Genomic DNA, 12421 nt, shown 5'->3' on the forward strand with positions numbered 1-12421 from the left:
CAATTCAAGGGCATTAAAGCATAACCGCAAACAAATTAAGCACAACTTCCCCAGGAGTCTCCTTGATAAAACCAACACACGCAAAAAAGCCCCACGCATTTGCATGGGGCTTTTTTATCAAACTTGGCGCGCTCGGGAGGATTCGAACCTCCGACCGCCTGGTTCGTAGCCAGGTACTCTATCCAGCTGAGCTACGAGCGCGTACCGGGTGTTGCTTAATTGTCAATCAAAGATGCAGAGTAGGCATCTTCTGCTTAAGTGGCGCGCTCGGGAGGATTCGAACCTCCGACCGCCTGGTTCGTAGCCAGGTACTCTATCCAGCTGAGCTACGAGCGCACACTCAAGGGTGTGGCGGAGAGAGAGGGATTCGAACCCTCGATAGGGGTATAAGCCCTATACTCCCTTAGCAGGGGAGCGCCTTCAGCCACTCGGCCACCTCTCCTCGACACGGCGCATACTATAGCATAAAAAATTCTAATGTCCACAGGGGGAACTAGATTTTTTTACAAGAAGCTCGCTTAATAATCTGATTTAGCTTCTTGTGCCGCGAGATTAGCCTCTTTCTCCCTTTGAATACGCTGATAAATTTCTTCCCTATGCACGGCAACTTCCTTCGGGGCGTTCACACCAATACGTACTTGGTTACCTTTTACACCAAGGACAGTGACGGTTACATCATCACCGACCATCAAGGTTTCGCCCACGCGGCGCGTCAAAATTAGCATGCTTTGTGCTCCTTTTTGTCTAACACACTACTGCAGATCACAGTAGCAGAGGTACAGATTTATATCCATGATAAGGTTATCGACATCCAGAGGATTCGCTTCACTTATATCTTGTTTTCCATGCTTTTAATTTGCGTTAGCGCAATAAAAACCGGATGTTACTGAAAATCCTAGCACAAGGCTTAAGTATAAATACAGACATTTAACACAAGATAGTGCAGCTTAAACGCAACAAAGTCTAGGATCTGCCTAGACTTTGTTTAAGCAATAAGGCAAGGGTTAGCACCTTATTATCGGCTTTAGCAACCCAGATAGAGGTAGGCTAAAGGAATCAAGCGATTGTGTCTCAAGATGCTTAGCCGTAAACCTCTTCAATCGAGGTAAGCGGATAATGCTGTGGATAAGGTAAACGCGCAACACCTGAATCCACCGCAGCTTGAGCGACTGCTGCAGAGATAGCGCCAAGCAAACGCGGATCTGTTGGCTTAGGAATAATATACTCACGGCCGAACTCGAGCGCTTCTAACTCATACGCGGTGAGTACTTCTGCAGGGACAGGCTGTTTTGCCAAATCTTTTAATGCATTTACCGCAGCAACCTTCATTTCTTCGTTAATACGCTTAGCACGTACGTCTAAGGCACCACGGAAAATAAAGGGGAAGCCAAGCACGTTATTGACTTGATTTGGATAATCCGAACGACCTGTCGCCATAATCACATCGGAACGGGTTTCGCGTGCCAAAGCAGGGGAAATTTCGGGATCAGGGTTAGAGCAAGCAAATACGACCGGATTCGCCGCCATTTTCTTTAATTGCTCAGCACTGAGAAGATTTGGCCCAGACAAACCAATAAAGACATCCGCACCTTCAACCGCATCATCCAAAGTACGCTTGTTAGTCTCATTAGCGAACATGGCTTTGTATTGGTTGAGGTCCTCGCGACCTGTATGGATCACGCCTTTACGATCTAGCATATAGATGTTTTCGGTTTTCGCACCACAAGCAACCAAAAGCTTCATACAAGCAATCGCCGCAGCACCTGCACCTAGACAAACGATTTTTGCGTCCTGAATTTGCTTCTGTGCTAATTCAAGCGCATTAATCAGGCCCGCTGCAGTCACAATCGCAGTGCCGTGTTGATCATCATGGAAAATTGGAATATCGCACTGTTCAATTAAGATGCGCTCGATTTCAAAACATTCAGGCGCTTTAATATCTTCCAGATTGATGCCACCAAAGGTGTCTGCGATACGTGCTACTGTATCAATAAAGGCTTGTGGGCTTTCTGCATTCACTTCTAAATCGACCGAGTTAATTCCAGCAAAACGCTTGAATAACAAGCTTTTACCTTCCATAACAGGCTTAGAAGCCAAGGGGCCTAAGTTACCTAGACCTAGGATGGCAGACCCATCAGAAATCACCGCAACCAGATTGCCCTTTCCTGTGTATTTGTAGGCATTTTCTGGGTCTTTAGCGATTTCACGTACAGGTTCAGCAACCCCTGGGCTATAAGCTAAGGCAAGATGCTTGGCCGTTTCCGCAGGTTTAGAAATTTCAATGCTCAATTTACCTGGAATTGGCAGGGCGTGATAATCCAAAGCAGCCTGTTTCATATCATTTGACATTATTTATATTCCACTAAAAATGAGTGACTCGGTCCACACAGAATAACCTTTAGACTATTCTGGCTCTACCTCTAAATTTGCCCGTATTCAATGCGGTTAACCTATCAGGCATAACGCGCTCCGATAGCTGACTCAATGCATAATACCCGGCCCAAAGCGTCTCTTGGCCACAAAAAATTAACCTTTTTAAGGTGTTTTTTACAAGATAGTGACGGGCCGATAAAGGCTTTGCGCTTTTAGATCATATCACGTCTACCGATGAAGGTCTTATACTTAAGGCGAATGCCAAGTCACAAAACATAAGAAAAAATCCCTTATATCTACCGTCAAGGCGGATATTTTCTATGTAAAAAAGCAACAGACACAAAAAAACCGCAGTGATTAAACTGCGGTTTCTGCCAAGCCAACAAAGAGACTTATTTGTTGATACGGCTGCCAAAGCGCTTAGTGAAGCGCTCAATACGGCCACCTGTGGTCGCTTGCTTTTGCTTACCTGTATAGAAAGGGTGGCAGCTTGAACAGACGTCAACAGTGAATTCTTTGTTCAAAGTCGAACCAATAGTGAATTCTGCGCCACAGCTGCAAGTGACTTTAACGCGGCTGTAATCTGGGTGGATACCTTGTTTCATGAGCTAAGCCTCTTTGCATAAGATGCCGCCACTTAAGCCGACCTGGACTCTAAATCTTTTCAGAATCACAGCGTTAAGCACCGCACCTATGACATGGATGAATTAGGGGGAGCAAACTAGCTTATAATGAAGCTAATTAATAGGGTTGCAGATCATACCAGAGCTTGTTATAGACGCAAGCATTCACAGAAGATTTCACGTAACTTTCAAGCTGCGGGCGCAGGAAATTTGTTTATGCCATTGATTTTAGAGGTTGCGTTGCCAGTCCCTCTTGATGCAATTTTTGATTACTTGCCACATCCGCATACAGCGCATTTTCGGCAGGCGCTTGGCTGTCGTGTGCAAGTGAGTTTTGGTCAACGCAAGCTCATCGGGGTCATTGTTGGCCATAAGCAAGCTTCTGATATCTCTCCTGCAAAGATCAAACCTATTGAACACCTCTTAGATCTAGATCCCATCCTAGACCCAGGATGGTTGGCGAAAATCCGTTGGTGTGCACGTTATTACCATCACCCGCTAGGTGACACCCTCTTTAGTTGCTTGCCTACTTTATTAAAAAAGGGCGAGCCGGCGGATGCTTTACAAGATCAAATTTGGTTTACCACCTATCTAGGGCAGCAAATAGAAGCCATGCCTAAAACACCGGCGCAATGGCGTTTATTACAAATGTTACGCCAACATCCGCACGGCTTAGAGGTGAGCGCTATTAGTGCGCAAGGCTTTCAATCGACACAATTACACAAATTGCGCGATAAAGGCTTAATTGATTACAGACAAGAACCCAAATTAACTGCCCAAGTTTCCGGCCCTTTACTAGCAGAAGCAGAACTGGTCTTAACACCAGAGCAGACCTCAGCGGTGCAACACATCCAGCAAGCGCAAGGCTTCCACGTCTTTTTACTCGAAGGGGTGACCGGCAGTGGTAAAACAGAAGTCTATTTACAAGCTCTGCGGCCTGTCCTTGCACGCGGTCAGCAAGTGTTAGTGTTAGTCCCAGAAATTAGTTTAACGCCACAAACTTTACACAGATTTCGTCGTCGTTTTGCTTGTTCTCTTGTCGCTTTGCATTCTGGCTTATCTGAGCGTGAGCGTTTAGAGGCTTGGTTAGCGGCTAAGCGAGGGGCTGCTGCCATTGTCATAGGCACACGTTCAGCAGTTTTTACCCCTTTCGCTAATTTGGGGATGGTGATTATTGATGAAGAACAAGATGCGTCTTTTAAACAAATGGAAGGGCTGCGCTACCATGCCCGTGATCTCGCCTTAAAATATGCACAAGAAGCGCAAGTCCCCGTAATTTTAGGCTCAGCTACGCCTTCTTTAGAAAGCTTGCGCCATGCTTTAGCACAGCATTATCAGCATTTACAACTCACCCAAAGGCCACAAACAAACAAGCCAACGCCGCCCCCACTACAATTATTAGATATTCGCAGCCTCAAACTCCAAGAAGGCTTTTCTTTGCCTCTACTCAAGCGTTTAGATACGCACTTGCAAGCAGGCAATCAAGTGTTGATCTTTATTAATCGGCGCGGCTTTGCCCCAGCGCTGACTTGTTATACTTGTGGTTGGCTGGCGGAATGCCCGCAATGTGATGCGCGCATGACATGGCATAAAGAACCACCACGTTTACATTGCCATCATTGTGATACACAACAAGCGGTAATGCTGACCTGTCCTCATTGCCAAAGCGAGGACTTACATCCTTTAGGCTGGGGAACCCAACGTAGTGAAGCCTTTCTACAGCAAAGGTATCCAGAGATTCCTTTGGTACGTTTAGATAGAGATGCTGTTTCCACTCATAAACGTTTACAGACCAGCTTGCAGCAAATCCAGCAGATGCAAGCAGGTATTTTGCTCGGAACCCAAATGCTTGCTAAAGGCCATCATTTTCCTAGAGTGACGTTAGTCGCCGTACTCGATGCAGATACAGGTCTTTACAGTAGTGATTTTCGCGCGCTTGAACATAGTGGGCAATTGTTAACCCAGGTGGCAGGAAGAGCAGGACGTGCACATCAGGCAGGGGAAGTCATTTTACAAACACGACATCCTGATGATACCAATTTGTTGGAGTTGTGCCAGCACGGTTACAGCTACTTTGCACGGCGCTTATTAGAAGAGCGGGAACAACTTAGCCTACCACCGTATGAATATTTGGCTATTTTGCATGCTTCCGGCAAAACACGCGAACAAGTACACCAAGTACTCACTGAGATGGCTGCACATCTACATCCATATATACAAGCAACCAGAGGTGTTGAAGAGGCCGATTCACTTATCCAAGCGCAAGGGCTCAATGCCATAGGGCCTTTTCCTGCCCCGATGGAAAGGCGAAAAAACCGTTATCATATGCAGTTTTGGTTACAAGCAGCTCAGCGTGCACCTTTACATGAGACCATCGCTGCAAGCTTGCGTTATTTACGCCAACATAAGCAGGCACGCACGATACGCTATGCTTGGGATATAGATCCTTGGGATACTTTAGGTTAGCCGACTGAGAGGGCGCAAAGACGCCCCTTAATTCTCTAGCGCAAACGCGCGATAATCTGTTGAAACGCACTATGCTGTTCTGGTGGAATCTCATGAAACTGCAAACGCAAAAGTGCACGATTGCAATCAATATTTTTTTCCATCAACTGCAACATGTTGACAAAAGCACCCACCTGCGCTTGGATAGGATGGTTTTGGCTATCTGTTGCCACTAAGATCACACGAACATCTTCAGATAATCCAGGCAAGCCGCCTTCTGTTGAGCTAATCACTAAACATTCTGTGGTATTAATTTCACGAATCAGCACCTCTAGTTTACGACCAATATTTAAAGCCACTAAAGCCTTGCCTTTAATCCGACTTTGCGGATGCGCACGACGATTTGAGTTCACTACATTCGCTGTCGGTGAGACTTTATTGGCCGTTAATAAAGAAGCACTATCGAAACCACCACTTTGAATCCGTTCTTTAGGCGCCATACGCTGTAAATCTTCCTTAGTGACACTGCCATGTTTAATCAGTTGACGTGAGATTTTGGTCACCAACTGATCGCTAGAAAAAGGTTTGCTGATATAGTCGTTCACGCCTGCTTGCACAGCTTGGATGACATTGTCTTTCTCACCCAAACTGGTCACCATAATGAAAGGTAGCTCATGGTAACTTTCTTGCTCACGTAACCAAGTGAGCAATTCCAAGCCATTCATTTCTGGCATTTCCCAATCACACAACACAAGGTCATAGGTATTTTTGGCAAGCATTGCTTGTGCCTTACGACCGTCGGCAGCCTCCTCCACCAGCATTTCTGGGTAACTGGTGCGTATGGTTTTGATCACTAAGTCCCGCATAAACTTAGCATCATCAATGACTAACAATCGAAGCGTTTTCATCTCTTATGATCTTGCGCGAGAAACCTTGCCCGTTGTGCTTGATGGGGCAAGGAGGGATAGCCTGTCAGCCTTAGCTGACCCTGTTCCCGCGACCTCCTAGTCAGTTTGCTATCTTTGGTTGTTTATGATTAAGCGCACTCGGCCACGCAAGCCTAGATAATCTTTACTTTTATAACCCTGTTTGCTCTGGTGATTTTTCATACTCATCCTAGCTAGCAGCCGATGTAAAGACCTGATCAGATCAAGGTGTTTGCTGCGGTCGTCAGCAGATGTAAAAATGCTTAGCTTGGATTAGCTGATGAGGAAAACTCCTGTACCCACATTTGCGTTGCACCTGCTACCGCTGCCGGCATCAGCACAAGATTGATCAAAGGTAAAGGCGTTAACACAGAAACACAGGCACCAAATGAGAGGGATTGTACACGCTTTTGCGCTAGCTGAGTGCGCATTGCGTCAAAGCTAATACGGTGATTATCCATAGGGTAATCAAGATATTGAATCGCAAGCATCCATGCATTGAACATGAACCAGAGTAAAGGTGCGATAAGATTGACCACAGGAATAAAGCTCAGTATCACAAGTCCCAAAAGACGCGGTAACATATAAGCTATTTTGGTCCATTCTCGTGCAAAAGTGCGCTGTATCATAGGCCATAAGGGCTCGTCTGTCATAGGGCGAACCCCTGTCAGGTGTTCTTCGACTTTCTCCGCAAGTAATCCCATAAAAGGGGCTGAAATCAAGTGTACAATTAAGGTAAAGCCAAATACTAGCCCCAGTAAAATCCCTAAAATAAACACAGGCCATAACAACCACTCAAGCCAAGCGAGCCAATCCGGAATTTGTTGGCTCATCCATAAGCTCCAGTCGCTAAAGGCTTGCCACGCCCAATAAAATAAACCTGCAAACACCCCGATATTGATCAATACGGGAAGATAGACGAAGCGGCGTAACTTAGGCTTTAAAATTAACAAAAAGCCCGCGCCAAGATGGGCTGCAGCACGTTGAGAGCCGAATAACATACAGATGCAAACTCCTTTAATTGCCATAAAGAATAAAAACTGGATCAAACCATTTATTTTGCCCATAAGGGCTAAAATAACCCACTAGATAGCATTTTTACTTGGTGAGTAAGCCTAATGACATCTCGACATCAAACCGCTCCTGACTTGTTTTCCTATCCTTTATATTGGGCTGAGTGTTACGGCATTGCCCCTTTTCTACCCACAACACGCGCAGAAATGGATGCCTTAGGTTGGGATTCTTGCGACATTATTATCGTGACAGGCGATGCCTATGTAGACCACCCAAGCTTTGGCATGGCCGTTTTGGGCCGCTTGCTAGAGGCCCAAGGCTTTCGTGTGGGTATTTTAGACCAGCCTGATTGGAATAATGCGCAAGATTTCCAGCGTTTAGGTGCACCCAACTTATACTTTGGTGTCACTGCCGGTAATATGGATTCTTTGATCAATCGGTACACAGCAGATTTAAAAGTCCGTAATGACGACGCTTATACACCAGGTGGCTTGGCAGGTAAACGCCCTGACCGTGCCGTCATTGTGTACACGCAAATGTGTAAACGCCTTTATAAGGATATTCCTGTTCTCATCGGCGGTATTGAAGCCAGTTTAAGACGCATTGCCCAATATGACTATTGGAGCGATCAGATACGGCGTTCTGTACTGTTAGATTCAGGTGCAGATATTTTGTTGTATGGCAATGCTGAGCGTGCACTCATTGAGCTTACCCATGCTTTAGCACGCGGACAAAACCTAACCGATCTACAGCAGATACGTGGTACCGCCTTTGTCCGTAAAACGCCGCCAGCTGGTTACACTGAGATAGATTCCACGCGCGTTGATTGGCCAAGCAAAATTGATGCAATTCCCAGCCCTTACGAATACCTTCCCGAAACTGGATGTACTAACACCTCTGAGACTGAGCAAGATGTCATGCCCATTCGGGTGATTCCTGCACCGTTAAAAGGCAAGCAAAGATTACAAGCAGACCAGACTTATATTCGTTTACCTTCATTTGAAAAAGTCAGCAAGGATGCTGTCTTATATGCACATGCTTCTCGGGTATTGCATCTGGAATCGAATCCACATAATGCGCGTGCACTAATTCAAAAGCATGGTACCCAAGAGGTTTGGGTCAATCCGCCACCGATTCCGCTGGAAACCCATGAGATGGATCAGGTCTTTGCTTTGCCTTATCAAAGGGTGCCACACCCTAAATATGAAGGCGCAAAAATCCCTGCCTATGAAATGATACGTTTTTCAATCAATATTATGCGTGGTTGCTTTGGCGGCTGTACTTTTTGCTCTATTACCGAGCATGAAGGACGCATTATTCAAAGCCGCTCGCATGAATCCATCATCAATGAAATTGAGGATATTAAAGCGAAACTACCCAGCTTTACTGGACATATTTCTGATCTGGGTGGGCCGACATCGAATATGTACCACCTCAATTGTAAAGATCCAGAAATCCAAGCGTCTTGCCGTAAACTCTCTTGTGTCTATCCGAGTATTTGCAGTAATTTAACGACAGATCACAGCCCAACAACCCAACTTTACCGCAAAGCACGTGCGGTAGAAGGAGTACATACTGTCTCGATTGCTTCTGGGTTACGTTACGATTTGGCCGTGGAAGATCCAGAATATGTCCGTGAATTAGTGACCCATCATGTCGGGGGCTATTTAAAAATTGCCCCAGAACATTCAGAGCCAGAAACCTTAAATAAAATGATGAAACCTGGCATGGGCACCTATGATCAGTTCAAACGTATGTTTGATAAATATTCCAAGGAAGCAGGCAAGAAACAATATTTGATTCCCTACTTCATCGCAGCGCATCCAGGGAGTAGTGATGAAGACATGTTGAATCTAGCCCTGTGGTTAAAAACCCATGATTTTCGGCCAGATCAAGTACAAACTTTTTATCCCTCGCCAATGTCTTTAGCCACAGCTATGTATCACTCGAATAAAAACCCGCTCAAGCAGGTCACCTATAAAAGTGAAACCTTGTTCACTGCTAAAGATCATGCCCAAAGACGTCTACAAAAAAGCTTTCTCCGTTATCATGATCCGAACAACTGGCCTAAACTGCGCGCGACTTTAACCGCGATGGGACGTGCTGATTTGATTGGTTCAGGTAAACAGCATCTGATTCCTGCAGAGGATATCGATGCAAGAGGTAAAAAAATTAAAACACCTGCGGCTAAAAAAGGGCAAGCGATCGGCGCGGCCCATACTTCTAACCGACCACGCTTAACCAATAAAAAACGGCCTCGCCGTTAGGCATTTCAACCATCAAACCAAGGCGCTGATTCTCCTTTCCAGCGCCTTTTCAACCCTATCCGTTAAATAATTTGTCCGTAATCGGCTTCTAACTGGCTAAAGTTTAAATTACCAATAAAACGGCTAAAACTGAGCCAAGTTGCCAAGCCTTTACAATCTTTTAAGTAAGGTGGAATAAAAGTAGGTGCCACCACAGTCCCTTCTTCAACTAGATCGGCCAAAACACGCATATCTTCCAACACAGTTTTACCTAAAAAGAGTAACGGCAGGCGATCTAATTTGCCTTGGGCAACCGCAATGCGTAAGTAGTTATATGTCAGAATAAAACCCTTGATATAGGTAATATCCTTGGTAAAAGGCGCCCCTGTAGGTGTGCTACCACGAAAAACACGACTGGCCACAATATAGCTTTGCTCTGCATCTAAGTCATGTTCACGTAAATAGTGAAAGACATCACAAAAATTCGCGCCTTGTTCAGCTAAAGTCACCGCACGCACACGGCTAATTAACTTGTGTAAGCGTCGTGGGCCGGATCTTAAGGTGAGAATTTCGGTCAGAACTGCTAAACCTTCTTGGGTAATGGTGGCAGAAGGTGGCCCTTTAGACAAAAAAGTACAATAGGGTTGGGACATGCCATTTAAGGTGGTCCCTAAATGCACCCAGCCTTCATGGACTTCTAGAATTTCTAAATCACGCAGATTAAAAGTCGCACCCTTGCGGATTTTAATATAATCATTGCCCGCCGCAGCATCTGAAGCAATCCCATCATCCAATATAACGCGCACACCCGCATTAGGAAACGCATCTTGCGCACGCGCATTGAGCCAAGCCACAGCATCTGCTGCTTCTATGGTACGAGCGTCTTCCTGCATCGATTGATGTTCTAGCAGGTTACTAAGGGTTTCTTCGACCATTTCCCCAAGTTGTGCAATCGTTGGATCTCCAGCATGGAACACATCGGAAGAGGAACCGTATAACTCTTGCGCATAATCGGCAAAATCTTCCGTACCCCGCTTTTCCAGCATGCGAATCACAGTCTGATATTCACGACACATACGGCGCATAATATTGGCCAGCGGATTAAGCTGCCCAAGGGTGCGAGTAATTTCGCGTTCAATATCATGAAACTCGCGTTTGAGCGGGCTAGGTTCGAAACGTAAGGGGCGTTTTTGATAATAAGCTTGATCAACTGGTGGTAGTTGTTGGCACTGATGGGCAAAAAAGTGCTCTTTAATACTATCATCCCAGTTAATTGCATCCAGAATACGAATGGGCTGCTGCGCTTTTACAATACGATCCGATAAGAGTTTCACCTGATCTAAATAGGCTTGGCGCGCGCTGTCGATAACAGGGAGGGATTCTTCTAATTTTGGCAAGTTGGAGACAGAAGGCGAGGACATAGGTGCATTAGCTCTCCAAAGCAGATAGGGAAGGCAAACAAGGCTATAAAATTTTTATTGCATGATATAGAAGTCGATAAAAATAGATGATGATGGATAGAGTTGAACAACAAGATCAATGTATTTTTATATGTTAAAAATAATTTTTAAATAGGCTGGATATAAGCATTAGAAAATATAAGGATTTTTCTTGTAAGCAATATCCAACCTAAGTACCGGAAAAATCACATGGCTTTCGGTGCCGCCTTAGGTAAAAAGCGTGCAATGATAATTCCAGCCTCAAAAAGTAACCACATAGGAATCGCTAACATACTTTGCGAAAACACATCCGGTGGCGTTAATAACATGCCTACGACAAAGCAAAAAATCACTACATAAGGGCGTTTTTTCGCTAAGTTTTCGACATCTGTCACCCCTAAAAGCACTAAAAGTACAGTGGCCACTGGGATTTCAAATGCCAGCCCAAAAGCAAATAAGAGTTTGAGCACAAAGTTAAGGTAGTGGTTAATGTCTGTCATGACGGCGACATCACCCGGCCCCACACTGGTAAAGAAAGCAAAGATTAACGGGAATACGACATAATAAGCAAAGGACATTCCCAAATAAAAAAGTGCAACTGCAGCCCCTAATAAAGGCAAAGCATAACGTTTTTCATGCTCATATAAACCTGGCGCAATAAACGCCCAAATTTGATACAAAACGACAGGTACCGCAAGAAAAAAAGCGGTCATCATGGCCAGTTTAAAAGGCGCTAGAAAAGGCGAGGCCACTTCAGTGGCAATCATTTGTGAGCCTTCTGGTAATAAGGCGCGTAAGGGTTCCGATAGGGTTTGATATAACTCATTGGCAAAAGGATACAAGCCAATAAAAAGCACTAAAACCGCTAACACTGAATATAATAAGCGAGTGCGTAATTCAATGAGGTGCTCAATGAAGGGAGCATGTCTAGGTTCGGCTTTATCTTGGGTCTCAATCTTGGTTTGGGCATCAGGATCAAGCATCGGAAGCTCCTTTAGGTGTTGGCTTGCCTGAGTCTTGCGCTGCGGAAGGGCTGATATCACTCGCTTGAGTGGTTTCAGCCTCCGGGGTATTCGCTATTTGAGTCGGTGGCGCTTGTACTTGGGCTGCGGCTTGTTCTGCTTTTGCTAAGGTCGCCGCCACCCGAGCTTCCTGCTCTGCCAACCTTTGATGCAAAGCTTCTATCTCTAACTGTTGGTTAATCTCTTGCTGCACACCAGAGAAAGCTTGACGCATCCGCCCAACCCAAAGCCCTGCGGTTCTTGCCGCATGGGGAAGGCGTTCTGGGCCAAGCACTAATAAGCTTACCAACCCAAGGAGCAAAAGTTCAAAAAAGCCAATATCAAACATGGGCG

10 protein-coding genes and 3 tRNA genes are annotated in these 12421 nt (G+C 45.4%); 2 read left to right on the forward strand and 11 right to left on the reverse strand.

The genetic code is table 11. The annotated features are described in order from the left end of the window. Positions 1-124: 124 nt before the first annotated feature. The 6 genes from BMX05_RS04495 to rpmE form a co-directional block, all read right to left on the reverse strand. Positions 125-201, reverse strand: a tRNA-Arg gene (locus tag BMX05_RS04495). A 58-nt stretch (positions 202-259) separates the two neighbouring features. Beyond that, a tRNA-Arg gene (locus BMX05_RS04500) sits at positions 260-336 on the reverse strand. Positions 337-349: 13 nt separating this feature from the next. After that, positions 350-442, reverse strand: a tRNA-Ser gene (locus tag BMX05_RS04505). Between the two features lie 76 nt (positions 443-518). Continuing rightward, positions 519-725 (reverse strand): carbon storage regulator CsrA, encoded by a 207-nt coding sequence (gene csrA, locus BMX05_RS04510; RefSeq protein WP_093308777.1) that lies wholly within the window; start codon positions 723-725, stop codon positions 519-521. Positions 726-1080: 355 nt separating this feature from the next. Then, positions 1081-2349 carry a malic enzyme-like NAD(P)-binding protein gene (locus BMX05_RS04515; RefSeq protein WP_093308778.1) on the reverse strand — a complete coding sequence of 423 codons (1269 nt, stop codon included), beginning with the start codon at positions 2347-2349 and terminating at the stop codon, positions 1081-1083. Between the two features lie 416 nt (positions 2350-2765). Beyond that, positions 2766-2978 carry a 50S ribosomal protein L31 gene (rpmE, locus tag BMX05_RS04520; protein WP_093308779.1) on the reverse strand — a complete coding sequence of 71 codons (213 nt, stop codon included), beginning with the start codon at positions 2976-2978 and terminating at the stop codon, positions 2766-2768. 234 nt (positions 2979-3212) lie between these two features. Between rpmE and BMX05_RS04525 the strand changes: the two genes are divergently transcribed. Then, the gene (locus tag BMX05_RS04525; RefSeq protein ID WP_093308780.1) at positions 3213-5462 is read left to right on the forward strand and encodes a primosomal protein N'; all 2250 of its coding nucleotides are present in this window, start codon (positions 3213-3215) and stop codon (positions 5460-5462) included. A 35-nt stretch (positions 5463-5497) separates the two neighbouring features. On the opposite strand, the gene BMX05_RS04530 is transcribed toward BMX05_RS04525, so the two are convergent. Continuing rightward, entirely contained in the window at positions 5498-6349 is an 852-nt protein-coding gene (locus BMX05_RS04530; protein WP_093308781.1) for a response regulator, read from the reverse strand. Positions 6350-6630: 281 nt separating this feature from the next. Continuing rightward, entirely contained in the window at positions 6631-7368 is a 738-nt protein-coding gene (gene cysZ, locus BMX05_RS04535; RefSeq protein WP_093308782.1) for a sulfate transporter CysZ, read from the reverse strand. Between the two features lie 117 nt (positions 7369-7485). Between cysZ and BMX05_RS04540 the strand changes: the two genes are divergently transcribed. Further along, a complete protein-coding gene (locus BMX05_RS04540) occupies positions 7486-9648 on the forward strand; it encodes a YgiQ family radical SAM protein (RefSeq protein WP_093308783.1) in 2163 nt (720 codons plus the stop codon). Positions 9649-9710: 62 nt separating this feature from the next. Here the strand turns inward: BMX05_RS04540 and BMX05_RS04545 are convergent, their stop codons facing one another. The 3 genes from BMX05_RS04545 to tatB all read right to left on the reverse strand — a co-directional run bounded on the left by BMX05_RS04545 (position 9711) and on the right by tatB (position 12416). Next, the gene (locus tag BMX05_RS04545; RefSeq protein WP_093308784.1) at positions 9711-11048 is read right to left on the reverse strand and encodes a flavohemoglobin expression-modulating QEGLA motif protein; all 1338 of its coding nucleotides are present in this window, start codon (positions 11046-11048) and stop codon (positions 9711-9713) included. Between the two features lie 224 nt (positions 11049-11272). Further along, on the reverse strand, positions 11273-12049 hold the full coding sequence (gene tatC, locus BMX05_RS04550) for a twin-arginine translocase subunit TatC (RefSeq protein WP_093308785.1): 777 nt from the start codon (positions 12047-12049) through the stop codon (positions 11273-11275). Then, positions 12042-12416, reverse strand: coding sequence for a Sec-independent protein translocase protein TatB (tatB, locus tag BMX05_RS04555; protein ID WP_093308786.1), 375 nt, complete (start codon positions 12414-12416; stop codon positions 12042-12044). Before tatB ends, tatC begins: the two co-directional genes overlap by 8 nt. Between the last annotated feature and the right edge of the window lie 5 nt (positions 12417-12421).

This window comes from Allopseudospirillum japonicum, assembly GCF_900108915.1.
In the GTDB taxonomy this organism is placed as follows: Bacteria; Pseudomonadota; Gammaproteobacteria; order Pseudomonadales; family Halomonadaceae; genus Pseudospirillum; species Pseudospirillum japonicum.

Coding starts and splice junctions, on each gene's coding strand:
- csrA (WP_093308777.1), bottom strand. CDS start 725: ATGCTAATTTTGACGCGCCGCGTGGGCGAAACCTTGATGGTCGGTGAT.
- BMX05_RS04515 (WP_093308778.1), bottom strand. CDS start 2,349: ATGTCAAATGATATGAAACAGGCTGCTTTGGATTATCACGCCCTGCCA.
- rpmE (WP_093308779.1), bottom strand. CDS start 2,978: ATGAAACAAGGTATCCACCCAGATTACAGCCGCGTTAAAGTCACTTGC.
- BMX05_RS04525 (WP_093308780.1), top strand. CDS start 3,213: ATGCCATTGATTTTAGAGGTTGCGTTGCCAGTCCCTCTTGATGCAATT.
- BMX05_RS04530 (WP_093308781.1), bottom strand. CDS start 6,349: ATGAAAACGCTTCGATTGTTAGTCATTGATGATGCTAAGTTTATGCGG.
- cysZ (WP_093308782.1), bottom strand. CDS start 7,368: ATGTTATTCGGCTCTCAACGTGCTGCAGCCCATCTTGGCGCGGGCTTT.
- BMX05_RS04540 (WP_093308783.1), top strand. CDS start 7,486: ATGACATCTCGACATCAAACCGCTCCTGACTTGTTTTCCTATCCTTTA.
- BMX05_RS04545 (WP_093308784.1), bottom strand. CDS start 11,048: ATGTCCTCGCCTTCTGTCTCCAACTTGCCAAAATTAGAAGAATCCCTC.
- tatC (WP_093308785.1), bottom strand. CDS start 12,049: ATGCTTGATCCTGATGCCCAAACCAAGATTGAGACCCAAGATAAAGCC.
- tatB (WP_093308786.1), bottom strand. CDS start 12,416: ATGTTTGATATTGGCTTTTTTGAACTTTTGCTCCTTGGGTTGGTAAGC.